The organism is Saccharothrix lopnurensis (assembly GCF_042658445.1).
Lineage (GTDB): Bacteria > Actinomycetota > Actinomycetes > Mycobacteriales > Pseudonocardiaceae > Actinosynnema > Actinosynnema lopnurensis.
This window is the reverse complement of sequence record NZ_JBHSQO010000001.1, coordinates 44,364-69,096: the sequence shown is the minus strand read 5'-3', so window position 1 is coordinate 69,096 and position 24,733 is coordinate 44,364. Positions and strand designations below refer to the sequence as shown.

The 24,733-nt window shown below is 73.1% G+C and carries 25 protein-coding genes; 8 read left to right on the top strand and 17 right to left on the bottom strand.

Translation table 11 applies throughout. The features are described from left to right. Positions 1-71: 71 nt before the first annotated feature. A complete protein-coding gene (locus tag ACFP3R_RS00350; protein ID WP_380631571.1) occupies positions 72-1,766 on the top strand; it encodes a M14 family zinc carboxypeptidase in 1,695 nt (564 codons plus the stop codon). A 24-nt stretch (positions 1,767-1,790) separates the two neighbouring features. Here the strand turns inward: ACFP3R_RS00350 and ACFP3R_RS00345 are convergent, their stop codons facing one another. The 6 genes from ACFP3R_RS00345 to queD all read right to left on the bottom strand — a co-directional run bounded on the left by ACFP3R_RS00345 (position 1,791) and on the right by queD (position 6,225). Then, positions 1,791-2,150: a hypothetical protein gene (locus tag ACFP3R_RS00345; RefSeq protein WP_380631569.1), complete on the bottom strand. Its 360-nt coding sequence runs from the start codon at positions 2,148-2,150 to the stop codon at positions 1,791-1,793. Positions 2,151-2,321: 171 nt separating this feature from the next. Beyond that, positions 2,322-2,594 carry a GlsB/YeaQ/YmgE family stress response membrane protein gene (locus ACFP3R_RS00340; protein ID WP_380631567.1) on the bottom strand — a complete coding sequence of 91 codons (273 nt, stop codon included), beginning with the start codon at positions 2,592-2,594 and terminating at the stop codon, positions 2,322-2,324. A gap of 644 nt (positions 2,595-3,238) precedes the next feature. Beyond that, on the bottom strand, positions 3,239-4,405 hold the full coding sequence (locus tag ACFP3R_RS00335) for a glycosyltransferase family 4 protein (RefSeq protein ID WP_380631565.1): 1,167 nt from the start codon (positions 4,403-4,405) through the stop codon (positions 3,239-3,241). A gap of 126 nt (positions 4,406-4,531) precedes the next feature. Next, positions 4,532-5,104 (bottom strand): GTP cyclohydrolase I, encoded by a 573-nt coding sequence (gene folE / locus ACFP3R_RS00330; RefSeq protein ID WP_380631563.1) that lies wholly within the window; start codon positions 5,102-5,104, stop codon positions 4,532-4,534. A 2-nt stretch (positions 5,105-5,106) separates the two neighbouring features. Continuing rightward, positions 5,107-5,775: a 7-carboxy-7-deazaguanine synthase QueE gene (locus ACFP3R_RS00325; protein ID WP_380631561.1), complete on the bottom strand. Its 669-nt coding sequence runs from the start codon at positions 5,773-5,775 to the stop codon at positions 5,107-5,109. A 90-nt stretch (positions 5,776-5,865) separates the two neighbouring features. Beyond that, entirely contained in the window at positions 5,866-6,225 is a 360-nt protein-coding gene (gene queD, locus ACFP3R_RS00320) for a 6-carboxytetrahydropterin synthase QueD (RefSeq protein ID WP_380631559.1), read from the bottom strand. 243 nt (positions 6,226-6,468) lie between these two features. On the opposite strand from queD, the gene rfbB reads away from it, so the two are divergent. Beyond that, positions 6,469-7,485 (top strand): dTDP-glucose 4,6-dehydratase, encoded by a 1,017-nt coding sequence (gene rfbB, locus ACFP3R_RS00315; protein WP_380631557.1) that lies wholly within the window; start codon positions 6,469-6,471, stop codon positions 7,483-7,485. A gap of 73 nt (positions 7,486-7,558) precedes the next feature. Here rfbB and ACFP3R_RS00310 read toward each other — a convergent pair whose 3' ends face one another. The 5 genes from ACFP3R_RS00310 to ACFP3R_RS00290 all read right to left on the bottom strand — a co-directional run bounded on the left by ACFP3R_RS00310 (position 7,559) and on the right by ACFP3R_RS00290 (position 14,179). Beyond that, the gene (locus ACFP3R_RS00310; protein ID WP_380631555.1) at positions 7,559-8,788 is read right to left on the bottom strand and encodes a glycosyltransferase; all 1,230 of its coding nucleotides are present in this window, start codon (positions 8,786-8,788) and stop codon (positions 7,559-7,561) included. A gap of 14 nt (positions 8,789-8,802) precedes the next feature. Next, complete coding sequence (locus ACFP3R_RS00305) at positions 8,803-9,564, bottom strand: FkbM family methyltransferase (RefSeq protein WP_380631553.1); 762 nt, start codon at positions 9,562-9,564, stop codon at positions 8,803-8,805. Positions 9,565-9,602: 38 nt separating this feature from the next. Continuing rightward, the gene (gene queC, locus ACFP3R_RS00300; protein ID WP_380631551.1) at positions 9,603-10,319 is read right to left on the bottom strand and encodes a 7-cyano-7-deazaguanine synthase QueC; all 717 of its coding nucleotides are present in this window, start codon (positions 10,317-10,319) and stop codon (positions 9,603-9,605) included. Between the two features lie 93 nt (positions 10,320-10,412). Beyond that, on the bottom strand, positions 10,413-13,307 hold the full coding sequence (locus tag ACFP3R_RS00295) for an AAA family ATPase (RefSeq protein ID WP_380631549.1): 2,895 nt from the start codon (positions 13,305-13,307) through the stop codon (positions 10,413-10,415). Then, entirely contained in the window at positions 13,304-14,179 is an 876-nt protein-coding gene (locus ACFP3R_RS00290; RefSeq protein ID WP_380631547.1) for a class I SAM-dependent methyltransferase, read from the bottom strand. Before ACFP3R_RS00290 ends, ACFP3R_RS00295 begins: the two co-directional genes overlap by 4 nt. Positions 14,180-15,017: 838 nt before the next feature. Here ACFP3R_RS00290 and ACFP3R_RS00285 point away from each other — a divergent pair. Further along, positions 15,018-18,203, top strand: coding sequence for an RHS repeat-associated core domain-containing protein (locus ACFP3R_RS00285; protein ID WP_380631545.1), 3,186 nt, complete (start codon positions 15,018-15,020; stop codon positions 18,201-18,203). Between the two features lie 123 nt (positions 18,204-18,326). Continuing rightward, positions 18,327-18,503, top strand: a complete 177-nt coding sequence (locus ACFP3R_RS00280; RefSeq protein ID WP_380631543.1) for a hypothetical protein — start codon at positions 18,327-18,329, stop codon at positions 18,501-18,503. A gap of 149 nt (positions 18,504-18,652) precedes the next feature. Here the strand turns inward: ACFP3R_RS00280 and ACFP3R_RS00275 are convergent, their stop codons facing one another. Next, on the bottom strand, positions 18,653-19,951 hold the full coding sequence (locus tag ACFP3R_RS00275; RefSeq protein WP_380631541.1) for an FG-GAP repeat domain-containing protein: 1,299 nt from the start codon (positions 19,949-19,951) through the stop codon (positions 18,653-18,655). Between the two features lie 83 nt (positions 19,952-20,034). Here ACFP3R_RS00275 and ACFP3R_RS00270 point away from each other — a divergent pair, with 83 nt between their 5' ends. After that, positions 20,035-20,388, top strand: a complete 354-nt coding sequence (locus ACFP3R_RS00270) for a hypothetical protein (RefSeq protein ID WP_380631539.1) — start codon at positions 20,035-20,037, stop codon at positions 20,386-20,388. Between the two features lie 260 nt (positions 20,389-20,648). Here ACFP3R_RS00270 and ACFP3R_RS00265 read toward each other — a convergent pair whose 3' ends face one another. Next, on the bottom strand, positions 20,649-20,915 hold the full coding sequence (locus ACFP3R_RS00265; protein WP_380631537.1) for a DUF6221 family protein: 267 nt from the start codon (positions 20,913-20,915) through the stop codon (positions 20,649-20,651). A gap of 145 nt (positions 20,916-21,060) precedes the next feature. Here ACFP3R_RS00265 and ACFP3R_RS00260 point away from each other — a divergent pair, with 145 nt between their 5' ends. After that, a complete protein-coding gene (locus tag ACFP3R_RS00260; protein WP_380631535.1) occupies positions 21,061-21,405 on the top strand; it encodes a hypothetical protein in 345 nt (114 codons plus the stop codon). A 34-nt stretch (positions 21,406-21,439) separates the two neighbouring features. On the opposite strand, the gene ACFP3R_RS00255 is transcribed toward ACFP3R_RS00260, so the two are convergent. The 4 genes from ACFP3R_RS00255 to ACFP3R_RS00240 all read right to left on the bottom strand — a co-directional run bounded on the left by ACFP3R_RS00255 (position 21,440) and on the right by ACFP3R_RS00240 (position 24,047). Further along, complete coding sequence (locus ACFP3R_RS00255) at positions 21,440-21,982, bottom strand: hypothetical protein (protein ID WP_380631533.1); 543 nt, start codon at positions 21,980-21,982, stop codon at positions 21,440-21,442. Positions 21,983-22,318: 336 nt separating this feature from the next. Continuing rightward, on the bottom strand, positions 22,319-22,708 hold the full coding sequence (locus ACFP3R_RS00250; protein WP_380631531.1) for an ATP-binding protein: 390 nt from the start codon (positions 22,706-22,708) through the stop codon (positions 22,319-22,321). A gap of 260 nt (positions 22,709-22,968) precedes the next feature. Continuing rightward, positions 22,969-23,400: an SPW repeat domain-containing protein gene (locus tag ACFP3R_RS00245; protein WP_380631529.1), complete on the bottom strand. Its 432-nt coding sequence runs from the start codon at positions 23,398-23,400 to the stop codon at positions 22,969-22,971. Positions 23,401-23,543: 143 nt separating this feature from the next. After that, on the bottom strand, positions 23,544-24,047 hold the full coding sequence (locus tag ACFP3R_RS00240; RefSeq protein ID WP_380631527.1) for a copper chaperone PCu(A)C domain-containing protein: 504 nt from the start codon (positions 24,045-24,047) through the stop codon (positions 23,544-23,546). Positions 24,048-24,179: 132 nt separating this feature from the next. Between ACFP3R_RS00240 and ACFP3R_RS00235 the strand changes: the two genes are divergently transcribed. Beyond that, the gene (locus ACFP3R_RS00235; RefSeq protein WP_380631525.1) at positions 24,180-24,323 is read left to right on the top strand and encodes a hypothetical protein; all 144 of its coding nucleotides are present in this window, start codon (positions 24,180-24,182) and stop codon (positions 24,321-24,323) included. A gap of 119 nt (positions 24,324-24,442) precedes the next feature. Next, positions 24,443-24,700 (top strand): twin-arginine translocation signal domain-containing protein, encoded by a 258-nt coding sequence (locus ACFP3R_RS00230; protein ID WP_380631523.1) that lies wholly within the window; start codon positions 24,443-24,445, stop codon positions 24,698-24,700. Positions 24,701-24,733: the final 33 nt, after the last annotated feature.

The following is a 24,733-nucleotide window of genomic DNA, read 5'->3' as shown; positions in this document are numbered from 1 at the left end:
GACAGCTCCGGCGCCGGTGGGCGCTGGGAGGGTGGTCGGAGCCGCCGCTCCCCCTGCCCGGGAAGGAACCGATGAAGCGAAACCGATCACGGCTCGCCCTGCTGTGCGCCGCCGCCGCGCTCGTGGCGACCGGCCCGGCGACGGCGACCCCGGACGACCGGCCCCACCTCTACCAGGTGCACGCCCCGCTCGGCACCGAGCAGGCCCTGCTCAGCGGGGGCTTCGACGTGGTGGAGCACCGCGAGGGCGACGACCTCTTCGTGCTGGGCGACCCGACCACCGGCGCCGCGCTCGAACGGGCCGGGTTCACCGCAACGGTGGACCAGGTGCTGCCCGAACCGCGCGGCGCGGCCACCGCCGACACCTTCTACGGCGGGTACCGCACCGTCGACGCCCACCGGCGGCACCTGGACCAGGTCGCCCGCGAGCACCCCGACCTCGCCACCGTCGTCGACTACGGCGACTCCTGGCTGAAGACCCGGGGCCGGGGCGGGCACGACCTGCGCGCCATCTGCATCACCCGCAAGCGCCCCGGCGACTGCGCCCTGTCCCCCGACGCGCCCAAACCCCGCTTCTTCGTGATGGGCCAGCTCCACTCCCGCGAGCTGACCACCGGCGAGATCGCCTGGCGCTGGATCGACCACCTGGTGGGCGGCACCGACCCGGAGGTCTCCGGTCTGCTGGACACCACGGAGTTCTGGGTGGTGCCCATCGCCAACCCCGACGGCGTGGACAACGTCCAGCGGGGTGGCGAGTCCCCGTTCTCCCACCGCAAGAACGGCAACGACACCGACCACCAGGGCACCACCTGCGGCACGGCGTCCCACACGCACCACGGGGTCGACCTGAACCGCAACACCGACTCGAACCAGGGCCTCCAGAACGCCTCCGACCGGCAGTGCGACCAGAACTACCGGGGCACCGCGCCCGACTCGGAGCCGGAGACCCGGGCGCTGGAGGCGCTGTGGCGCTCGCTGTACCGCGACCGACGCCCGGCCGAGCCCGCCCAGCCCGCGCCCACCGACACCGCGGGCCTGGTGCTGTCCCTGCACAGCTACGGCAACTACGTGCTGTTCCCCTGGAGCGGCGGCGCGCCCGACCGGCGCACCGGCAACGACGCGGCGCTGCGGGACCTCGCCCAGGAGCTGGCCGAGCTGGCGGGCCCGGGGTGGCAGTACGGGCAGTCCGGCCAGGTGCTCTACTCCGCGTCCGGCACCACGGACGACTGGGTCTACGACGACCTCGGCGTGGCCTCGTTCGTGTGGGAGCTGGGCTCCTCGCCGGAGGAGACGTGCGGCGGGTTCTTCCCCGCCCACCCGTGCCAGGACGGGTTCTTCTGGCCCAAGGCGCTGCCCATGCTGCGGCACGCGGCGCGCCACACCGCGGCCCCTTACGCGCCGGTGCCCGAACCGCCGACCGGGTGCGCCACGCGGACCGACGACACCGACACCCCGGTGGTCACCCGCACCCCGCCGGTGATCGTGAGGATGACCGTCAGCGGCTGCGAGGGCGACGCCCGGTCCGCCTCGCGCGTCGAGGTGCGCTTCAAGAACCTGACGGGTTCCCTCATCAGCCTGGACCTGATCGCCCCGGACGGCACGGCCTACCGCCTCCAGCACCAGTTGGTGAGCACCCTGCCGGACCCCGGCGGCTCCTTCACCGTCGACCTGTCCCGCGAGACCCGCGACGGCACCTGGCAGCTCCGGGTGCACAACGTCATCTGGGTCGGCACGGGTGACCTCGACCGGTGGAGCCTGACGCTGTAGCCGGATTCGCCCCGGGATCGCCGTTCACCCCGCGGTGAACTCCACCCCGGCGGCCCGCAGGTCCACCTGGAGGGCCGCCAGGGTGATCCCGAAGTCCGACGCGCCCTCGACCGGCACGTGGCTCAGGTCGTGGAACAGGTCCGCGTCGTCCGGGTGGTGGTCGAGCCGGGTGACCCGCAGGTCCGTCACCCCGGAGAACGCCAGCCGGCAGCCCCGGCCGCCTTCCAGCGAGAACACCAGCTCCACGGTCAGACCGGACGGGGCCGGTCCGATCCGGACACCGGTCACCCCGGCGTCGTTGTGCAGGTCCACCAAGCCGAGCGCGGTGCTCTCGCACTCGATGATCCCGGCGTCCGACCCCCACGGCTCCAAGCCCCGGAACACCGCACCCGACACCTCACGCCTCCAGCCGGTCCCGTTGACCGCCGGTGACGACCGTCACCGGCTCGTGGAGTCCATAGTGTCCCCCGATCGAGATTCTGGACAGTTCGAGATCCCGGACAGCACTCGGGCCCGCCGGTGAAGACCGGCGGGCCCGAGGGCGGTGGTGCGGTGTCAGTGGTGGGCGCGACGGCCCCGGCTGGTCACCAGGTGGTAGATGCCCAGCACCACGAGCGACCCGAGGATGGCCAGCAGCCAGGTGCTCAGGTCGAAGAAGCTGCCGATGTCGGAGCCGAAGATGGCGCGGCCGATGAAGCCACCCAGGATGGCGCCGACGATGCCCAGCAGCATGGTGATGATGATGCCGCCGGGGTCCTTGCCGGGCATGATGGCCTTGGCGATGGCGCCGGCGATGAGACCCAGAACGATCCAACCCAGGATGCCCACAGTGGTTCCTTGTCCTCGTGCCACGCCTGCTCCTGCAACGCGGCGTGATCGCTACCGACACCGGGTTGCCCAGCTCGCACGGATTTCACACCTACGAATTTTCGACGTGCCGCGCGCTCCGGGCGCCGAACCGGGCCGCACCCCGGCTGACCTGCGATCAAAGGTGGGAGGAGGTGCCAGGGACGGCTGGGAACGCTACCGGATCGTTGTCCAAGTCGCGTTGTTCAGCCGGTGGAGGTGAGGTGCGCGACCCCGGCTCCCCGGACGACGGCGCCGTGCGGTGCCCGCGGAACGTGGTCGCGGCGACGAGGGCGGCGGGCACGAGGAGGACGGGGGCTTCGAGCCTCGGACCAACCCGCCGCACGACGAGCCGGACCACGTCGACCCGGTGGCCGAGCGGGCCCACATCAGGGTCGTCCTGCGCGCGCCACCCTGCGCGACGACCTGCCGCGGATCGTCACCAACGGCACCCCGGGCGTGGTCTGCGCCCCAGGACCGCTGCGCGGTGGGCAACGCGCTGAGCCGGACCGGAGGCGTCACCGCCGATTCCCTCGTCGGTCGCGCCCCGTTCGGAGGAAATCGCGGGAGTGGTCCTCACCGCGCCGGGGACCCGTCACCGGGGCGACGGGTCCCCGGACGTCCGGTCAGTCGCCCACGACCATGCGCAGGAACTCGCGCGCGACCGCGACGGGGGTGTGGCCGGCCACCTGGTGCGGCGCCTGCCGGGAGGCTTCCCGGTAGGCGCCCGGATCGGCCAGCAGCTCCGCGGTCGCCCGCCACAGCCGGGCCGGCGCGTCGTCGAGGTCGATCGCCTTCAGGGTCGACCCGGTCAGCGCGGGCAGGTGGCCGAACCCGCTGACCACGTTCAGCTCGACCATCCTGCCCGCCTTGCCGGTGAGCACGGGCAGGTGGCCGAAGTCGTAGCCGACCACGGGCGTCCCCACCGACAGCGCCTCCGCGGCGACGTTGCAGAACGTCTCCGGGCTGGTCGAGGGCACGAGCACGACCGACGCGCCCGCGAGGAAGGGCTGGGCCTCGGTCCACGGGATCGCCGGCAGGATCTCCACGTCCGGCAGCCCGGCGGCCAACTGCCGGCACTCGGTGATCATGTCCTCCTGCATCCCGGGCCACAGCTCGAACACCGCCTCGGCCAGGACGACCTGCACCGGCCGGTCGAAGCCCTCGGGGTAGGCGCGCAGCAGGTCCGCCACGCCCTTGGAGGGGTCGGCACGGGCCAGGACGCGCACCGGGCCGGTCTGCCTCAGCCGCTCGCGCTCCTCCTCGTCGGGCGGCACGCCGGGGCACAGCAGGGCGTTGGGCAGCGAGTGCCACCGGCTGGAGTCGAGCCCGGCGCGCGCGGCCTCGTCGGTCAGGAAGTCGCTGATGGAGATCACCGCGTCGGGTGCGTGGGCGAGGCTCCTCGCCATGGGCTCGTCGACCCGCAGGAAGTACACCATCAGCGCGGTGCGCACGCCGGCCGGGGCCGCGCCCAGGTAACCCAGGCCCACCCCGGCGTCGGTCCAGCAGGCCACGTCGATCCGGTGGTCCTCCATCAGGCGCAGGACCTCCTGCCGGACCGGTTCGGGGTCGGCGGGCATCACGTTCAGGTCGTCGAACAGCACCGTCGGGGGCAGGGTCACCGTGCTCAGGCGGACCAGGTCCGGCCCGTCGTCGGGGGTGGCGGGACCGGCGGCGACGATGACGGCGCGGTGGCCGAGTTCGCGCAGCCCGTCGGCCAGGGAGGCGACCCCCCGTTCGACGCCCGCCGGTTCGTCGGGGTTGTGGGTCAGCAGGACCAGAGCGATGTTCACGGGTGCTCCACGGTAGGCAGTGGTGGTGGGAAGCGGCTGCCGACAGCCCGGCTGCCGGAGCCCGGCTGCCGGAGCCCGGCCGTCGGGCGCCCGGCCGTCGGGCGCCAGGCCGTCGGTACTCGGCCGTCAGCGCCCGGCGAAGACCGTGGCGACGAGTTCCTGGCGGGCCGGGCCGTAGTCCTCGAAGGCGCCCCGGAAGACCGACGACGTCATCAGCGCCGGGGTCCGGACCCCCCTCATGCTCATGCACAGGTGCTCGCCCCGACCGATGACGGCCACGTCGGCGGACCCGGTCGCCGCCACCACCTCGTCGGCGATGTCGCAGACCAGCCGCTCCTGCACCTGGAGGCGGTGGGCGTGGCGGTGGGCGATCCGGGCGAACTTGGACAGCCCCAGCACGTCGCCGTCCGGCTTGTACGCGATGGTCAGGGTGCAGGAGAACGGCAGGAGGTGGTGCTCGCACAGCGACCACACCGCGAGGTCCGAGACCATGACGATCTGGCCCTGCGAGACGATCGGGAACCGGGTCTCCGCGCCGCCCGCGTCGTAACCGCTGAACTCGCGCCACCACCGGGCGAACCGCGCCGGCGTCTCCTTCAGCCCGTCCCGGTCCGGGTCCTCCCCGATCTCCACCAGGAGCCTGCGGGCCACCTCCTCCAGGGGGTCCCGCACCTCCGGACCCTCCACAGGACTGGTCATGGTCACTTCCCCCTCCGGTCGCCCCACACCGAGACGTGCAGTCTGGTGGTCAGATTCCACCCCCTGGCGATCACGGCGTCGCCGAGTTCGCCGAGGGTGCGGTGCACCTCGTCCCCGGTCCGGCCCTCCGGCATGATCCACACCGGCTCGGTGCCGTACCCGTCCACCACGGCCGCCACCTCGTCCAGGTCCGCGGGGGTCCGGCAGACGAACTTGAACGCCGTCCCCGGCACCGCCGCGAACGCGGCGAGCGCGGCCGGGACGAGCCGGCGCGACCGGCGGTCGCCGGAGTGCGCCAGCTTGGGCGAGACGGTGAACCGCGCCAGCCCGGTCAGCTCCGGGATCGGCGCCACGGTCCCGTTGGTCTCGAACTCCACGCCGTGGCCGGAGTCGACCAGCGCGCGCACCAGCGGCACCAGCCGGTCCTGCTGGGTGAGCGGTTCGCCACCCGAGATCACCACCAGCCCCACCCGGTACGCCACCAACCGGTGCAGGACGTCGCGCCAGGGCATCGCGTGGAGCTCCACCTTCGGGTCGTACGCGACCCCGGTGTCCCCCACTCCCCGCCAGTCCCACGTGTACGGCGTGTCGCACCACCGGCAGGACAGGTTGCACCCGCCCAGGCGCACGAACGCGCAGCGCCGGCCCAGCGACGGTCCCTCTCCCTGCACCGCTTCACGTAGGGCCGAAGATCTCGTTCACGACGAGCTTCGGACCTGCTGCGGCACCACCCCCTCCCGGACGCGCCGCCGACCCCGCGGTCACGGCCGGTACTCCGCCCACGTCTTGGGCGTCTCGGAGACGTGGACCGCGCTCAGCTCCGGGTAGTGCGCCGCCCAGCGCTCGTAGATCCAGCAGGCCAGGTTCTCCGCGGTGGGGTTGCGGTCCACCAGCACCTCGTTCAGGTGGCGGTGGTCGACCTCGTCGTCCAGCCACCGCTTGAGCGCCGACAGCTCGCCGTAGTCCCGGACGAAGCCCACCGCGTCCAGACCGCCCGCGCTCAGCTCCACTGTGACGACGTAGTTGTGGCCGTGCAGCCGACCGCACTGGTGCCCGTCCGGCAGCCCGTCCAGCCGGTGGCTGGCGGAGAACCGGAACTCCTTGGTGATGCGAAAACTCATGCCGAACCTCCTGGTCCCGATGCTGCCCGCGCCGCGCCGGGCGGCGCATCACGGCGTCGACCGAGAGGCGGCCGGACGACCTCCGCAGGTGGCCCGGTCTCGGTCGGACCGGTGCGGCACTTCGGGTGCCGCCGTGATGTGCGGCGGAACGGGCGGGGTCGAGAATCCGGGTGTTCATGCGATCACCGGCGGACGGCGACGTCGAGCTGTCGGCGGGCACCCGCTTCGGGGAGGGGCAAGGCCGTGAGGGAAGTTCTGGTCACCGGTGGCGCGGGGTTCATCGGTTCGCACTTCGTCAAGCGCCTGCTCCGGGGCGGAGGGCCCGCCCGGGTGACGGTGCTCGACGCGCTGACCTACGCCGGGAACACCGACAACCTGCGGGAGGTGTGGGACCGCCCCGACTTCGCCTTCGTCAAGGGCGACATCCTCGACGAGGCCCTGGTGTCCGACCTCGTGGCGGCCCACGACGCCGTCGTGCACTTCGCCGCCGAGTCCCACGTGGACCGGTCGTTCGCGGCGGCGGGGAGGTTCGTGTCCACCAACGTCCAGGGCACCCAGACGCTGCTGGAGGCGGCGATGCGCCTCGGGGTGCGGAAGTTCGTGCACGTGTCCACCGACGAGGTGTACGGGCCGCTGCCGTCCGGCACCGCGCGGGAAGGCGACCCGTTGCGGCCGACGACCCCGTACGCCGCGTCGAAGGCGGCCGGCGACATGGTGGCCGTGTCGTACTTCCACACCTACGGCGTGCCGGTGTGCATCACCCGGTCCTCGAACAACTACGGCCCCGGCCAGCACATCGAGAAGGTCATCCCCTCCTTCGTGTCCAGGCTGCTCGGCGGTGGGCGCATCGGCCTGCACGGCAACGGCGAGCACGTCCGGAACTGGTTGCACGTGGAGGACCACTGCCGGGGCGTCGAGTTGGTGCTCCGCCACGGCGTGCCCGGGGAGGTCTACAACATCGGCGGCGGCACCGACCTGACCAACAACGAGCTGACCGCGCTCGTCCTGCGTGCGTGCGGGGCCGACTGGGACTCGGTCGACTACGTGGCCGACCGCCGGTCCAACGACATCCGGTACTCCCTGAGCTGGGAGAAGATCGCGAACGACCTGGCCTACCTGCCCGTCACCTCGTTCGCCGACGGCCTGGTGGAGACGGTGGACTGGTTCCGCGCGAACCCGGACCGGTGGGCGCCCACCCGGCCGAGGGCGGACGCGGACCGGCTCCCGGCGATGCGCGGGCCGGGGCCGGACGCGGGGTGAGGGGACCGGTCGACGCCTGGCCGACCGCGCCCGGGGCCCTGCCGGCGCGGTCACGGCAGGGCCCCGGACGCGGTCAGCCGAGGATCGTGACCTCCGTGCCGATCCGGTGGGCCTCGCGCAGGACGGCGTCCCCCCAACGCCCCCACAGCTCCCCCAGCCTCGGGGTGATGACGACGAGGTCGACGGAGTCGTCCGGCAGCGGGGTGCGAATCCCGATCGCGTGGCGCACTCCGCACCCGGCCGCGGCGACCACCTCCGGGTCGAAGTCGAACAGCACCGCCGACGCCGGCCACGCCCGGACGTCGCGACCGCAGCCGAAGACCGCGACCTTCCGGCCGGCGGGCGCGGGGAGCAGGTCGGCCGCCCCGTCGACGTCGGCCGAGCGAGACCTGTCGAGCGCGTCGAGGAAGAGCAGGTGCTCGTCCTCCACGTTCCACTCGTGGTCGACCACCAGCCCGGCCCGGGGCCGGGTGAACCAGGCCCACAGCAGCTCGACCACCGGTTCGGGGTGCAGGCGCAGGAACAGCAGCACGTTCGCGGCGTTGCTCTCCGGGTTCGACGAGCTGTCCTTGGGGTGGGGGGCCTCGACCGCCCAGGCGTCCCGGCTCACCGCGAAGCCCACCCCGTGGCGGAAGAGGCGGAAGGCCAGCTCCAGGTCCTCGCCGCCCCAGCTGCGGAACCCCTCGTCGAAGCCGCCGACCGCGTGGAAGTCCTCCGCGCGCACCGAGCAGTTCACCGACCAGAACCACTGCCACGGCACGGTGCAGCGGCCCAGGTCGAAGCCGAAGCGCTCGAACGCGAGGTGGCGGGCGTCCCGGAAGTCGGGCGCGTCGCGGTGGTGGCGGACCAGCTCCTCGGGGGACGTCGGCCCCGCGCCGGTGGCCGGCGCCGGTTCGTCGGGCCGGTAGCCGAAGGTGTAGCCGATCACGGCCGCGGGCCTGCCGGGGTCGGACTCGTGGACGGCCAGGTGCGCGGCCAGGAAGTCCGGTCCGGGCACCACCCCGGCGTCGACGAAGACCAGCACCGGCGCGGTCGTGAGCCCGACCCCGGCGTTGCGGGCGGCGGCGGCCCGGAAACCGAGGTCCTCCTGGAAGGAGTACCGGACCCGCAACCGGTCGGCGAACCCCTCGACCACGCCGCGCGTGCCGTCCGACGAGCCGTCGTCGGACACGACCACCTCGAACTCGCTCGCGGGCACCCCCTGCCGCGTCAGGGCTTCGAGGGTGGCGCGCACCAGGGCCTCGCGGTCGTAGGTCGGGACCACCACCGCGACGCGCGGCCCGTTCGCGCTCTGCGACGACATCGTTCCCCCGGTCCTCACCCTCGACGCGCGCGGTCGGGCCGCGTCGCGTGCACGACGAACGTCCGGATCTCCTCCGGGATCAGCGGCGACGGCCGCGCGGCGACCTCGAAGCCCCGCGCGCGCAGCAGCGCGTCCACCTCGGCCAGCCGCCCGTCCAGGTCCTGCACCTCCAGCACGAGCCGGTCGATCGACGCCCACTGGCCGGGGTCGACCCCGCGCAGCACGTCCAGCTCCGCGCCCTCCACGTCGACCTTCACCAGGTCGACGCGCTCGCCGGCGGGAAGGAACGAGGACAGCCGCCGGACGGGCACGCGCACCGGTTCGCCGACGTAGTGCGAGCGCACGTGCTCCTCGGTGCCCAGCCGGGACAGCACCGCGATCTGGAGCTCCTTGTCCGCCGGGTAGCGGGTGGAGTTGCCGGGCGCGAGCGGGTAGTAGTGGAACAGCACCTCGTCCTGGTCCTCGCCGCCCAGGGCGCACTCCTCGACCACCACGTCCCGCAGGCCGTGGCGCGCCACGTTGCGGCGCAGCGCCCGCGCGGGCGCCGGCATGGGTTCGAAGGCCCGGACGCGGGCCGCCGGGTGGTCGCGCTTGAGGAAGTAGGTGAACAGCCCGATGTTGGCCCCCACGTCGAGCACCAGCGCGTCGGGGCGCAGCCGGATGCCGTCGTAGCAGCCCTGGTCGAAGATCTCCTCGTACTGCCAGCGCGCCTCCTCCGCGTGCGGCGTCCAGAAGTCCAGGCCCTCGTCGAGGGGGATGTCCAGCAGGTCCGTCATGCGTGTCCTCCCGGGTGCGGCGGTCGGGTCCGCCGGGTTCACGGCGCGGCGAAGGTGGTGGTGGCGTCGAGGTAGCCGGTGGGGTCGGCGATCCCGGCGTCCCGGAACGCCTCGCGCCGCTCGTAGCAGGTGCCGCAGAGCCCGCAGTGCACCTCGCCGCCCTTGTAGCAGGACCAGCTCAGCTCCAGCGGCGCGCCCAGCGCGGCCCCGTGCGCGGCGATCTCGGCCTTCGTCCAGGTCATGAAGGGTGCCTGCACCTCCGGCGCGGGGAAGCCCTCGTTGGCCACCGCGACCAGCCCGCGCAGCGCCTCGACGAACGCGGGGCGGCAGTCCGGGTAGATGAAGTGGTCGCCGGAGTGCATCCCGAGCGCCACCACGCCCGCGCGGCGCGCGACCGCGATCGACACCGCCACGTTGGCCAGCACCGCGTTGCGGTTGGGCACCACCGTGGCGCGCATCGACTGCTCCGCGTAGTGGCCCTCGGGCACCTCCACCGCGCTGTCGGTGAGCGCGGAACCGCCCAGCAGCGCCCCGAACCCGCTCAGGTCCACCACCTGGTGGACCGCGCCGTAGTGCGCCGCGACCCGGCGGGCCGAGTCGATCTCGCGCCGGTGCCGCTGCCCGTAGTCCACCGTCACCGCGACGATGTCCTTGCGGAGCGCGGCGTAGTGCGCCATGAGGGCGGTGGAGTCCATGCCGCCGGACAGGACGACCACCGCGACGAACGGGTCCGACCGGCTCTCGTCGTGTTCCATCTGACCTCCTGGTGCGGGTGGGCCGGTGCGCCCCCGGCGCCGGTGCGGCGGGGCCCGGCACCCGAGTGTGGTTCGCGGGCGGGGTCCGGCACATCACGGACGGGGCCGAGAGACCCGGACCGCGACGCCGAGATCCGCGACGCCGAGGTCCACGCCACCGGAGTTCAGGCCACCGAGAGCCACGCCACCGGCCGCCGCGCCGTCGGTGAGCAGCTCCCACACACCGGGGTGGCCCAGCACGTCCGGGAGGTCGTCGCGGCCGGTGATGTCGAGCTTGCGGTAGGCGCTGGACAGGTGCAGCTCCACGGTGCGGCGGGTGATCCGGCGGGCCGCCGCGATCGCCTTGTTGGTCAGGCCGCGCACCGCGTCGAGCAGGATCTCGCGCTCCCGGCGGGTCAGCGCCACCACCCCGCGCAGCGGCACGTGCTGCACCGCGTGCCCGCCCGCGGCGCGCAGGTGCCGCCGCGCCTGCTCGCCCAGCGCGACCGCGCCGCAGTGCTCCGCCCGCCGCACCGCCTCGGTCAGCGCGGTCACCGCGTCCTGGTGCCTGCCGGCCCGCGTGAGCAGCCGCCCCAGGTCGCAGTACGCCCGAGCCGGTTCCCAGCCGCCGGGGGCCTGCTGGAGCAGCGCGATGCCCTCGCGCAGGAGCCGCTCGCCCTCCGCGCCGCCGCGCACCCAGCCCCACACCCGCAACGCGCGCCCGCGCTCCTGCGGCGAGCCGGCGTCCTCGGCGTGGCGGACCTGCTCGGCCGCCGCCCGCGCGGCCTCCTCCGCCGAGCCCAGCGCGTCCAGCAGGGCGACCCCGTGCAGCCGCCACAGCAGCGAGCCGACCCGGGGCAGCTCCAGGGCCTTGTTGAGCGCGTGCAGCTCGGCCAGGTCCCGGCGGGCGCGGGGCGGGTCGCCCTCGGCGATGCGCAGCCGAGCGCGGACCAGCAGCACCTCCCGGTGGTACCAGGCGGGGCGCAGGGCACCCGCGTACCCGTGGTGCTCCAGCACCGCCGCGGCCCGCTCCCGGTCACCGCGGCTCAGCCACACGTCCGCGGCCAGCGCCACCAGGTTCGCCCGGACCGGGGCCAGCGCACCGGCCGTGCGGACCGGCAGCGCGTCGAGCCCGTCGGCCAGCCGCCGCCGCGCGGTGTCCAGGTCGCCGTCGGACACGGCGATCCTCCCGGCCACCAGCGCCAGGCCGGCGCGCAGGGCGGTGGACGGGCGCGGCACGAGCTGCCGGAGCCGCCGCACGCACGCCCTGGCCTCCTCGCGCTGCCCGCCTTCGACCAGCACGGCCAGGACCGCGATCAAGGCCACCGGGTGCGGGGTCAGCTCGTCGAGTTCGCGGTCGAGCACCCGGTGCGCCCGCCGCAGCGCCTCGTCGGGGTCGCGGTCGAGCAGGTGCAGGCACAGCACGCTGACCGCGACGACCGCCGGGTGCGGCTCCACCCCCGGGTCGGCGTCGGCCAGGAAGCGCTCGGCCAGCTCCACCGCCGTCGCGGGCGGGCTGTCCAGGACCGCCGACAGGAGGCGGTGCAGGTCGGACCAGCCCTGCGACTCGGTGCCGGTCACGGCCACCGCCACCCGGCGCAGCACGTCCTCCTCGGTGTCGCCGACCTGGAGGGTGCCGGCGATGCGGGCCAGCAGCCCGCGCCGGGTCGGCTCGTCCGGGGCCTGCCCGAGCGCGGCCACGGCCAGGTCCAGGCCCGCCGCCCGGTCGAGGCGCAGCCGGGTGTCGACCAGTTCCAGGCAGGCGTGGCCGCGCTCGTCGCCCGACGCGGCGCGCACGGCCGCCTCCAGGTAGCGCACGGCGTCCTCGTCCCGGTCGGCGGCGCGGGCCGCCCGCAGCAGGACCCCGGCCGACCAGTTCCCGGTCGGGGGCACCGTGGAGGCCACCAGGTGGTCCGCGACCCGGTCCGCGGGCGCGCCGCGCTCGTGCAGGTGGGCGGCCGCGGCGAGGTGCACGGCGTTGCGCGCCACGAGGGTCGTGGCGGCGGCGACGGTGTTGCGCAGCAGCGGGTGGCGCAGCACCACCGCGTCGTCGTCGGTCACGATCCCCATGCGGGCCAGGACGTCCAGCGCGTCCAGCGCGCGGTGCTGGTCGAGCCCGCTCAGGCGCACCAGCACCGAGGTGTCGGTGCCGCGGTGGCGGTCGACGAGGGCCAGCACCTCGACCAGCCCCCCGGCGTCGGCGTCGACCCGGTCCACCCAGTCGAGCACCCGCTGCACCACCTGCGGCAACACCGCCGCGCGCACCTCCCGGGGGGTGCGCGTGCCCTGCGGCCCGGCCGCCACCCAGGCCGCCAGCCCGACCAGCAGGAGGGGGTTGCCCGCGCTGAGCCAGTGGCACTCCGCCACCAGCCCGTCGGGCCGGCGCGCCCCCGTGCGGGCCTCGAACAGCTGCCCGGCCTCGGACCGCGACAGGCCGTCCAGCGCCACCCGCCTGGCCCCGTAGAGCAGCTCGCCCAGCTCGGGCACGACCGCGCCCGGTCTCAGCGAGGCGACCAGCAGGACCGGCAGGTCGGAGCACGCGGCCAGCACGCGGTGCAGCAGCGCCGGCCCGCCGGTCCCGGCCTGGTCCAGGTCGTCCGCGGTCACCACGAGGCAGGACCCGCCGGCCGACGCGACCACCGCCTCGCGGACCGCCGCCACCAGCCCGCAGGTCGGCTCCGCTCCCGTGGCGCGCGCGTCGTCCCACGCCGCGCCCAGCCGTCGCGCCACCTCGTCCGGGCACAGCTCGGCCAGGTCGCGCAGCAGGTCGTCCACCAGGGCCGCAGGCCCGCGCCGGTCGCGCCACCGCCCGCTCAGGCGCACCGCCGCGTTGCCCCGGGCTCGGGAGGCGGCGGCGAAGGCGTCGAGCAGCGCGGTGCGCCCCATCCCGGGTTCGCCGGTCACGACGCAGGTGACCAGCCCGTCCCGCGTGCTGTCGGCGCGCGCCGAGGCCAGCGCGCCGAGCTGCGCCCGCCTGCCGACGAACACCGCGGGCGGCCGATCCCTCACGACGGGGTTCCGGGACGGGCCACCAGCACCGTCGCCTGGTCCCCGATGGCGTGCGGGCGGTGCCGGAAGTGGCGGTGCACACGGGGCCGCAGGGCCTCGCGCATCTCCTCGACGCGGGGGTGCCCCTCGTACCAGAAATCGCCGAGCACGGCGCAGGCGGCGTCCACCCGCTCGTCGACGGAGGGTTCCGGGAAGTGCAGCGCGGCCTCCGTGCGGTGCAGCGAGAAGCGGCCGAACCCGGAGTCGGCGAACGCCGCCGCGGCGGTCGCCAGCAGGTAGCCCTGGTGGTCGGGCTCCTCGCCGGCCAGGGGGACGCAGACCTCGTTGAGCACCGAGACCAGCTCGTTGTCCGGGGAACCGCCGATGAGCACCACCTTCGCGCCGGGGTCCGACGCGTCGCACACCCGCGCCATCTCCCGCGCGGCCCGCTCCGGGTCGTCCACGTACGGCAGGACCCAGGTGGCGTACACCGCGTCGAAGGCGCCGTCCTCGAACGGCAGCGACTCGGCGTGCCCGGGGTGCACGTCGACGACGCCGTGACCGGAGTCCTGCAACGAGGCCACCCGGTCGGCGTGGGGCTCGACGGCCGTGCACCGGCCCACCTGCGCGGCCACCGCGCGGGCGATCTCCCCGGTGCCGCCGCCGACGTCGAGCACCCGCCGGTTGTCGGCCACGGCGGCGCGGATGATCGCGACCTCCTCCCCGCGTTCGAGCCTGGTCACGAAGTTCACCCACCCGTCCCGGCCCAGGCCGTGCGGACCGCGGTAGCGGGTGGGCATCCGGTCCGCGGGACCGCACCACGGGTGTTCCCTGACCTCCGTCGCGGTCAGGCCCCGGGTCGGCGCGGACAGAACTGGTTCCCTCGTCGTCACGGTGTCTCCAGGTGTGGGGGAGTTCGACGGTTCTCCGGCGCGCACACCGCACCACTGCGCGCGATGGGTTTGGCGCCGGATTCGAGACCGATATTTTCACAACTACTTAATGAAGTATGCGGTGTCAATGCCGGGCAGCACCTGAGCGGCTTCGCGAAATTAGTGGATTCCGCCGGCTCCACCCTGATATACTTCCTCCCCCGCCGTCGTGAACCACACCTACCAATCGGCTAGCCCGGCCGGAGCAGGGAAAATGCCGTCCACCGGCCCCACGATCCGCAGTTTCGGCAGGCCGGCCGTCGAATTTCCCGCTCGGCCGGAATCACCGTGGACGTAATTGTGGCGCACCACTGCGGCGCCAAGGCTGCCCTTTGGGGCAAAACAGCCCTGCCCGGATCGAGCGGTGTGATCATGGGGCCAATGAATCGAAACACCGAAACCACGACCGGCGGCTGTTCGCGTGGTCTCGCGGCGATTCCCCGCGATCCGCCGCGCGGAACCGCTGTGCACGTCCGCAGGGGGGTGTGGCCGTGCGGTTGCGCTTGCCGGGCGAGCCGGCCGTGCACGTGGACGGCCGGCAGGCGTGTCGGGCCGGTTCCGCCCGCCGCCGCTTGCAGCCCCGCCCGGCCCGACCCCAGGGGCGCGGACCACCCTTTCGGCCCATCCGCCTTCCGTAATTCTGACTGTGCGTAGCTTGGCGTTGCTGCGTTGGAGTGACCCTCTTCACCGGCGTGCGGTTCGCGGAGGTGGTCATTAGTTTCGGACGTGCCGGTGCCCGAGTGTGCGCCGGGTGTGTGCCGGACGCCGGGGGTGTCCGGTTCCGTGAGGGGGAATCGTTGTGAGACGCAGTTTTCTGCGTGGTTTCGCGCTGCGCGCGTTCGGCAGCACCGTGATGGCCGTGGCGCTGGCGGCGGGTGTGGTGACGGGTGTGGCGCAGGCCCAGCCCGCAGCGGGTGACGTGGTGCGGGCGCCGCGGACGTGGACGCCGCCGGCGGAGGTGAACCGGACCCCGACGGGCGGTCTGCCGCCCGAGGTCCCGGCCGCGCGGGCACAGGGGGAGGTCGGGACCAGGACGGTCCAGTGCAGCTCGTCGGGCGACCGACCGGGTGCGCTGCCCTCCTACCCGATGGAGCGCCACCGCATCAGCGACCGCCTGGAGTTGGCGGTCAACCTGAACAACGGCAACCTGCTCGTCATCGCCCGTGACCTGACGCTCAAGGGCACCGGGATGAACCTGTCGATCGACCACGTCTACAACAGCAACGACTGGGGGACCAACGGTTTCGACAACTGGCAGTTGAACACCGGCCGCGGCGTGTACCTGTCCCTGTGGGACAGCGGCTCGGTGGAGATGCACGGCCCCAACGGCTACTGCGTGCTGTTCAGCCCCAACCCCGACGGCGGCTACAAGCGCGTGCCGGGCCTGAACGCCGCGCTGACCAAGGGCTCCGACGGCACGTTCACCCTGGTGTTCGACTCCTCGCGGGAGAAGTGGCGCTTCAACGCCGACGGCTGGCTGCTCTCGCAGTCCGACCGCAACGGCAACACCAACACCATGGCCTACACGGCCGACGGCAACACCGCCTCGATCACCGACTCCCAGGGCCGGGTCACGACCTTCGGCCACAACTCGTACCGCATCAGCTCGATCACCGACCCGGCGGGGCTGACCTTCGGCAACTTCACCTACACCGGCGACAAGCTCACCAGCTACACCGACCGCGACGGCAAGGTGGTGTCGCTGACCTACCACGGCACCACGCGCCTCAAGTCCATCACCGACCCCCGTGGCGGCACTTACACCATCGGTTACACCGACGACTACCGGGTCTCGTCCTTGACCAAGCCTCTCGCCGGCGGGACGACGGCCACCACCACCTACGCCTACGACCGGCCCAACCGCAAGACCACGGTCACCGACGCCAACGGCAACCCGGCGGTGCACGAGTTCGACGACAAGGGCCGCCAGATCAAGGCCACCGACGCGCTCGGGCACGAGCAGTCGCGGACCTGGACGGCCAACAGCGACGTCAACACCACCACCGACAGCCTGTCGCACTCCACGACCTACTCCTACGACCCGCTCAACAACCTCATCGGCACCCAGTTGCCGACCGGCGCGAAGAACGTCGTGGGTTACACCAGTTCGGCGCACCCGCACCTGCCCACCCAGGTCACCGACGCCTCGGGCAACCAGGCCACCCGCGAGTACGACACCCGCGGCAACCTGACCAGGACCCGCTCCACCGGCCTGAACGCCGACATCGAGACCTACACCCACGACAACCGCGGCCTGGTCACCACGCGCAAGGACGGCAAAGGCGCGACGACGACCTACACCTACGACACCGCGGGCAACCTGACCAAGGCCGCCCCGCCCGCGCCCGCCGGCGCGACCACCTACACCTACGACTCGCTGTCGCGGATCACCAGCGTCACCGACGGCAACGGGGTCAAGATCGACTACGGCTACGACAGGCTCGACCGCGTCGTGTCGGCCGAGCACGGGGCGACCGTGGTGCAGGCCAACGACTTCGACGCCAACGGCAACCTCACCTCCACCCGGGTCCCCGGCGTCACCCGGACGCTGACCTACGACCCGCGCAACCAGCTGACCAAGGTCACCCGCGGCACCGAGGTGGTGTCCTACACCTACGACGAGGTCGGCAACCTCAAGACCCTGACCACCCCGACCGGCACCGCGACCTACGCCTACGACGTCGCCGACCGGCTGACCTCGTTGGCCGACGCCTACAGCGGCACCACGACGTTCGGCTACGACAACGCCGACCGGCGCACCACCACGAACTTCCCCGGCGGCGCGGTGCAGACCACCGGCTACGACAACGCCGGGCGCCACACCTCCATCACCGTCACCAAGCCCGGCGCGGAGCTGCTCAAAGCCACCTACCGCCACACCCGCCCCGACGGCAGCGACACCGACAAGCTCCAGTCCAAGACGATCAAGGGCGTCACCACCGACTACACCTACGACGGGTTGGGCCGCCTGACCAGGGCGGGCACCGGCTCCTACACCCTGGACAACGCCGCCAACCTGCTGTCCGGCGAGGGCCGCACCTACACCGTCAACGCCGCCGACCAGTACACCGGGTCCAACGAGACGACGGTGGCCTTCGACGGCGCGGGCAACTACGAGTCCACCACCAACCCCGACTCCGCCGTCACGCACAGCCCCACCAACCAGTTGCTCACCGGCAACCTGGGCACCACCGAGGTGCTCGACCTCCACTACGACACCAGCGACCAGACCCAACCCCGCACGGTCACCGAGACCCTCACCAGCGGCACCACGACCACGCACGTGTTCACCCGTACGGCGCTCGGGGTAACAGAGACCGTGGACAACGGGACGCGCTCCAGCTACACCCGCGACACCGAGGGCCTGCTCGTCGGCCTGAAGGACAGGGCGGGTTCACGCTACGGCGCGATCACCGACCACCAGGGCAGTGTCCTGGCGCTGGTCGACACGAACGGCAACCTGGCCGCGGAGTACAGGTACACCCCCTACGGCGCGGTGACCGCCACCGGCACGGCGGCGGCGTCCAACCCGTTCCGCTACCTGGGCGCCTACCAGCTCCAGCGCGGCCACTACCTGCTCGGCTACCGCGTCTACGAACCGAGCTACGCCCGCTTCTTCTCACCCGACCCCACCGGTCAGGAACCCAACCCGTACAACTACGCGGGGGGCGACCCGATCAACAACAGCGACCCCACCGGCGGGAGCTTCAGCTCAAGCGGTGGTGCCACCATCGGCGGCGGTGTCGGCGGGCTCGCGGCAACGGCATTCGTCACAGCCGCCTGCGGCACCGGCGTGGGGTGCCTGCCGGCCTTCGCGCTCATGGGCGGCTTCCTGGGCGGAGCCGGGGCGGCGATCGGGTCCCAGGTGGCCGGCGGAACGCGGAGCGACGTTTCCACCGACGGCTTCTGGGGCGTTGTGGGCGGGGCGGCGTTCACCTCACTGGGCGCCGGGTTGGGCAGGCTCGTCAAACCCGCACAACAATAGTTCCGCCACCTCGTAGGGGGTCCTCCGGTGGGTTCACGCGGTCACTCCGGAGGACCCCCTGCGCGCGGCACCGTCGTCGGTCGAGGACGGACCCGTCGATCCCGAGGAGGGTGTCCCGTGGTTGTGAAGCGCCTGCTGCTGGGAGCGTTCTGGCTCGTGCTGCTGGTCCTCGCCGTCGTCTTCCGGGACGAGGCACCCGGTGCGCTACCGGCGGTCCTGGCCGGAGGACTGGTCCTGCTCGGCGCGGGAACGGTCATGCGCGCCGTCGAAAAGCGGAAGAACCGGTCCCCGGATCGCTGATGACGGCAACGGCGGGCGCGTTCGACGGCGGCGCTGCCCGGGCGCTCACGCGACGGTCGACCGGCGAGGTCCACCTCCCTCCGGTCTCCGGGGACAAGGCGTGTTCCGGTCGCGCCAACCGGGAGGAGGGCCGCCGGCTCCGGGCAGCCCTAGTGGTGCGCGAGCCGGTAGCCGCTCCACCCGAAGCCGACCTGCACGGCCACGGCGAAGCCGCCGGTGCCGCTGCCGAGCCAGCGCCACAGGGTGTTGTCGTCGGCGCGCACGGCGACGAGGTCCGCCTTGGCGTCACCGTTGATGTCCATGACGTTGAACGGACCGAATCCACCCCACCCGGAGCCGACCCTCCGGCTGCTCGAGAACGTCCCGTTGCCGTTGCCCTCCCAGAAGTAGAGCTCGCCCGCCGCGTTCGTCCCCCACAGGTCACCGTCGCCGTCACCGTCGGCGTCGCCGCCCGCGAACTCGGGGAACGTCGCCCAGCCCTCACCGACGAACGCCCGCTCGGAGAACGCGCCCCTGCCCCTGCCCGGGTACCAGTACAGCCTGTCGCCGTCGCGACCGACGACGTCGGCGCGGTTGTCACCGTTGACGTCGAGCACCGCGAACCACTCCACCGTGTGCCAGCCCGAGCCGATGTCGGGTACGCGCTCGAACGTGGCCTGACCGGAGTTGTGCCAGTAGTGCAGCGACCCGTCCGCCTTCGTCGCGAGGATGTCGGTGAAACCGTCGGCGTTGGTGTCACCGACACCGATGCGGTTGTACGGCGACCACCCCGGGCCGATGTCGCTGGAGCCGCCGAACGTCCCGGTGGCCGTGCCCGGGTAGACGCGCAGCGTGCCACCGGGGTCGACCGCGAGCAGGTCGTCGTACTTGTCGCCGTTCACGCTCTCGGCGGCGAGGCCGCGCGGCGTGGACGTCCACCACGTGGTCTGCTTGCGCGCACCCGCCCAGCTGAAGCTGAAGTGGATGTGGTCGGTGTGGGGGTTGGCGCCGGTGTAGGTCTGCCAGCCCTTCGACGACTCGTACGCCCGCCAGATCTGGTGGTTCCAGATGATGTACATGACGCCGAACCGGCGGACCCTCGCATGCGTGTTGCCGTGCTGGTCGGTGGCGAAGAGCCAGTTGAGCACCTCGGCGGCCTGCGCCTTCTGCGTGGCGTTGGTCGCGTCGAACCAGGCGTCGAGCGCGCGGCCCTCCTTGTGCTCGCTCTGCCCACCCTGGTCGCACTCGCGGCTGATGCCGCCACCGCGCCCGTACTCGGCCGTCAGGATGTCGCGGAACCCCACGACGCCCGGCTTGGCGTCCGGGTCGCACGTCGACTGCCCCACGTACTGGGCGTAGGCGTCGATCGCCGACCCGAACGCCGGCGCGGGCAACGCCGCCGACGCGGGCGGCGTGAGCAGGACCACCATCATGACGGCGGCGCCCAGTACCGCGAAGAACCTTCTCATCATTCCCTCCCTTGTGCGCGACCGGCGGCTGAGGATCTCCTCCAGCGGTGTTCCGGTCTCGCTGTCCTGTGGAGTTCGTTCCTGTGGAGTTCGTTCCGGGCGCGCTGCCGTTCGTGCGGCAGAGCGCCTCACCGCGGCGTCGAAGCCGTTCGGCTTCTTCGCGGGCCGGCGGGCCCTCGCTGGAGTGGAGCCTCTTCCGGTTCGCGGCGTGCACGAGCGCGGCCGAGGCCACCGGTGCCGCGCACGAGACGATCCCGACCGGCAACGACCTGGACCCGCACGGGAACAAGACCTTGAGAACGCACGAAATCCACCCCTGTGGCAAACCCGGCGAGCGCACCCCGCTGTCACGCACCACCGTCGACGCGGTCTTACCCGGACAGGATCACGCGAAATTCCGTCTCATGACGAAAACGCGGAACCGCAGGTGCGGGTGATCGACCACAGCACCGGCAGACCGTGCGCTTCCCCGAAAGCGCACAGGGATTACGGAGGCCCCCCTCGCGACGCCCGACGGTCGGGCAGTCACCCCATACTGGGCGGTGCCTTTATGTCGAACAATCTGCCGTTCGAGTGACGCGGTCACAACCTCTGGGCTCTGCACCCGCACCACCACGGTGGCGGTCGACGTTCGAGGTTCCCGACGGTGAAATGGCTCCCTGCTCCTCGGCATCCGGAACACCGGACACCCGGGCGATCACGCGTCGGTGGGCAGCCATTCCTCCCGGTACCCGGGGTGATCGCGGAACGGCACGGACAGCCTCCGCAGAAGGCTTTCGGCCAGTAGGCGCTCGTCGGCCGTGCCCGTGTACAGGTCCAGTGTCGAGACGAGTTCCTCCAGGACACCGCTGTACCCGTCGTACAGGGCCCGGAAGCCGCCGGTACCTGCCTCGGACGCCCCCACTCCCTGTTCGTGGGCGAGCTGGTCGAGCCTGGCGCGCAACCACTCGGCAAGATCCTCCACGACGGACATCTTACGCCCGTTCGAAGCCGGTGATGGAGCGGCTGCTCAACGCGGCGCCCACGGTGCCGCCCGCTACCTGCGCCGGTTCGGCCCGCGGGGAACCGGAGCACGACTGGCCGGCCTCTGCGACGTCGGTGAGGCGCACGTGGTCGGCCGCGGCTTGGCCCTGGCCGGTCTCGGCGCGCACGGTTCGCGGGAAGACCTGGAGCGGTCGGGCTTCCACGTCTGCGTCGAGGACCTGGAGGACGAACTCATCCGCGCCGCCGGGCCGACGCGGGTGATCGAGGTCTTCGCGGCCCACGGTGATGTCGGCGCGTTCCGCAAGGTCCAGCGGCAACCCGCGTGGCGGGGGAAGGACGAGGCGGCCCAACTGCGCCGCTTCCTCGGCTCCGGCTCACAGCGCAAACTCCGCTACGCCCGCCTGCTGACCGAGGCGATCGCCCTGGACCGCGTACCGCGACCGCTCACCGGTCTGCTCGACGCCATCTGATCCGGTCGTGGGTCGGGACCGGACGCCGAACCGGTCACGGGGTGATGATCTCCAGCACCACCTGGCCGTACAGGGCGGACAGGGTGCCCAGACCCAGGTTGCACAGCAGGATGTTGGTGCTGGGGTAGATGATGGTGTGCACGAACGTCGCTCCCGCGAACACCCCCGAGGTGACCGTGCCGGTCGTGACCACGGTCAGGGCGAGGCCGCTCAGGCTCGACACGTTGTTGCCGGACAGGGTGGACGTCTCGCCGGTGTTCCAGGTGATCGGGATGGTGATCGCGTTCGCGCCGAGCAGGCTCAGGCAGGTCGCGCCCTGGGAGGTGCCCGTGGCGCTGGAGTGGCCCGAGGTGATGTCCGGGCGGGTGGCCGAGACGCACGGGCCGTACTGCCGGGACACCGAGAGCGCCATGGTCTGCGGGGAGTTGGTCGCGGGCGGGTCGAAGAGCAGGCTCGCGCTGCTGGGCGGGGTGCACGTGAGGTCGAGGCCCACGGCGGCGGCCGTGCCGGGTGCGACGAACGGGATGGACGCGACGGTCATCAGGACGGCGGCGAGGGCGGAGGCGACTCGGGACATGGCGGTCCCCTTTCCGAACACTAATTCCGCAGAAATGCGGATTCGGTGGTGTCGGCATTGATCTATCGCGCACCGCGGGGCTCCGTTACCGCAATTCCCGCACCGACCGCCGCCGGGCACCGGTCGTCACAAAAGGCGAGCGAGGGGTTCGCCACCGGAACAACTGCGTGACCGTCGGCCCGTCCGCGACGTGCGGCCACCGGGTGCCCCACAGCGGGACCACGGGCCGGCACGACAGCATGGTGGAGGCCACCGTGCGGTAGCGGCCCGGCCCGACCGGCTCGGCCACCCCGCCGGGTCAGGTAGCGGTGCGGCGGCCGGGCGTGCCGGCCGAGCTCAGTCGTCGAACCGCACCTTGACCCAGGTGGTGGTGCTGCCGGCCAGCGGCACGACGCCCCACTGCTCGCTCAGCGCCTCGACGATCAGCAGCCCGGCCGCCGGCACCGGGTCGACCGCCCCGCCGGTGGCCCGGTTGCGGAGCCTGATCGTGAGCGTCCCGGTCCCCCGGTCCAGCACCAGCTCCAGCACGTAGCGGGGCAGGCCGTGGCGCTGCGCGTTGTCCAGCAGCTCGACCACGATCAGCCCGACCCGCAGGACGTCGTGCTCCGGCCAGCCGGCCAGCCGGTCGCGCAACCACAGCGCGACCTGCTCCCGCGACAGCGCCCTGTCGTCCCGGATCAGCAGCAGGGCGGTGTCGTAGCCGGCGCTGTCGTAACCCGCGCTCATCGTCGCCCCCGGTCCGCCCCGAGGCGGTGGGGACGCGTGGCTGCGGCTTCTCGGGGCACGGCATCGAGTCTGCCACCGACATGTCCGGTTGCACCTGACGATCACCTTGCGCCACCCGGTCGCACCACGGGCACGTGATCGGCCGGACCGGGTCCGCCCCACCCGGGGCAGCGGGTGCGGCGGTGCGGGCGGTCACGGTCACCGGTCGTCGCCTTCCTCGGTGGCGGCCCGGGGCGGGGTCCCGGAACAGCGGCGCGCCCTCACCCGGCGCCCCACCGCCGGACAGCCGCCCTCGCGGACGCGCCCACCCCCGCGACCACCACGACGGCGCCGGTGACCGCCTCGTTGACGGCCGCGATCCCCAGCTCCGGGGAGCGTCCCGCGAACGGCGCGACCACCAGCCACGCCCCGACCAGCAGCAGGACGGGCCCCAGCCACGGCGTCTCCCGCGGCGCCATGGCGTGGACCAGGGAGCACACCGCCACCGCGAAACCGGCGAGCACGCCGTGCCAGCGGGGGTCGAAGTCGCCGACGGCGGTCTGGTAGCCCAGCGCGAAGGGCGCCATGAGCAGCCACAGGCCGGCGAAGAAGCCCAGCACGACCCCGAGCGAGACCACCGCGTCCCACCCGGGCCCGCGCCGCGTCGCCGCACCGCGACCCGTCGCGGGCGACCGCGTTCCCACGGACGTCACGGCGCCCTCCTCCCCCTGCACCGGTGGCGGCCGCACGCCGTTGCGCGGCCTCCCCCGATCGTGGCACCGTCCGGCGGAGGTGGACCTGACGCTTGTCTTGCGATCGCGTCGCCACGGGATCGGTCGGCCCACCCCGGAAGGGCTCAGGCGCCCGCGCACCTGCTCGGGCCGACGACCGCGGACGTGACGGGTACGGTCACGCTCAGGTCACCGGAGCGGGCGAAACCGAACTCCACGGTCACCGTCGAGCCGACCGTGACCCCCTCCCCCAGGTCGACCAGCACGACCCGGTAGTCCGAGCCCGCACCGCCGCCGGGCACCACACCGCCCTCCAGGGGCAGCGTCGCCACCGGTTCGGCGGCGCCGTCGCAGTCGCGGTCCCAGCGCAGCTCGACCCGCCGGGCCTCGTCGCTGCCGACCGAGACCAGCTCGTCGTCCGCGCCGTGCTGGGCGAAGACCCTGAACCTGACCACGGCGTCGTCCCCGGGCCGCAACGGCGACCCGCCCTCGGTCACCGCCGGGGCCACGCGCAGCACGACGTCGCCGACCCGGCCCCGCACGCCGGCGCCGGCGGCCGAGCCCAGCCCCCCGGCGATGACCACCAGGCAGAGCCCGATGCCCACCGCACCGGTCCCGATGCGCGTCACGACGTCCGGCATACCCGACCGGGCCGCCCGGTGGGGGTTCGCCGGCGAGCTGTCAGGTGATCGCAAGGTGGCGGTCGCCCGGGACGAGGCGCGCTCGGCAGGCTTCGGCCCGCAGCAGCCGACGACGGCCGGGTGGCGCGGGCGCTGGCGCTCGCGGCGGTGGCGCTCGCGGCCGGTCCGGGCGCGCTGGCCGACCGCGGGCCGTCCCCGCGCCGGCCGGCCGACCCGGCACCCGGCCGCACCACGCGCGACCCCGGCACCGGCAGTCCGTTGTAGACCGGCGCGCGGGTGACCAACTGTTCACCGGCTGTTCGCGCCCGAGCCCCGCCACACCACGGAGCGGGATCACGATACTTCGGTCCGCCGCAGTTCGGTTCAGGATCGGAGCCGCCAGGATGTCGCACCACCACCACGGCCACACCCACGAGCACCACCACGAGGAGGTCGAGGGCAGCCGGCGCGACGCCGAGGACGACCGGCCGCTGTCGGTGGCCCGCCGCAGGTTCCTGACCGGGTTGGGCGCGGCCGGGGTGGCCACGACGCTCGGTTCGCTCCCGGCGCACGCGCACGACGACCGCCCGCCGCACCCGGTGAACCCGTGGCACGGCCGGTCCCGCTGGTACGCGGGTGACCACCACATCCACACCAGGTAGTCCTCCGACGGCCAGTACGAGGTCGCCCAGCAG

What these genes read in the sequence shown, in the direction of transcription:
- folE (WP_380631563.1), bottom strand. Translation starts at nt 5,104, where the DNA reads ATGACCAGTCCTGTGGAGGGTCCGGAGGTGCGGGACCCCCTGGAGGAG.
- ACFP3R_RS00305 (WP_380631553.1), bottom strand. Translation starts at nt 9,564, where the DNA reads ATGACGGACCTGCTGGACATCCCCCTCGACGAGGGCCTGGACTTCTGG.
- queC (WP_380631551.1), bottom strand. Translation starts at nt 10,319, where the DNA reads ATGGAACACGACGAGAGCCGGTCGGACCCGTTCGTCGCGGTGGTCGTC.
- ACFP3R_RS00230 (WP_380631523.1), top strand. Translation starts at nt 24,443, where the DNA reads ATGTCGCACCACCACCACGGCCACACCCACGAGCACCACCACGAGGAG.
- ACFP3R_RS00310 (WP_380631555.1), bottom strand. Translation starts at nt 8,788, where the DNA reads ATGTCGTCGCAGAGCGCGAACGGGCCGCGCGTCGCGGTGGTGGTCCCG.
- ACFP3R_RS00350 (WP_380631571.1), top strand. Translation starts at nt 72, where the DNA reads ATGAAGCGAAACCGATCACGGCTCGCCCTGCTGTGCGCCGCCGCCGCG.
- ACFP3R_RS00255 (WP_380631533.1), bottom strand. Translation starts at nt 21,982, where the DNA reads ATGTCCCGAGTCGCCTCCGCCCTCGCCGCCGTCCTGATGACCGTCGCG.
- ACFP3R_RS00250 (WP_380631531.1), bottom strand. Translation starts at nt 22,708, where the DNA reads ATGAGCGCGGGTTACGACAGCGCCGGCTACGACACCGCCCTGCTGCTG.
- queD (WP_380631559.1), bottom strand. Translation starts at nt 6,225, where the DNA reads ATGAGTTTTCGCATCACCAAGGAGTTCCGGTTCTCCGCCAGCCACCGG.
- ACFP3R_RS00275 (WP_380631541.1), bottom strand. Translation starts at nt 19,951, where the DNA reads ATGAGAAGGTTCTTCGCGGTACTGGGCGCCGCCGTCATGATGGTGGTC.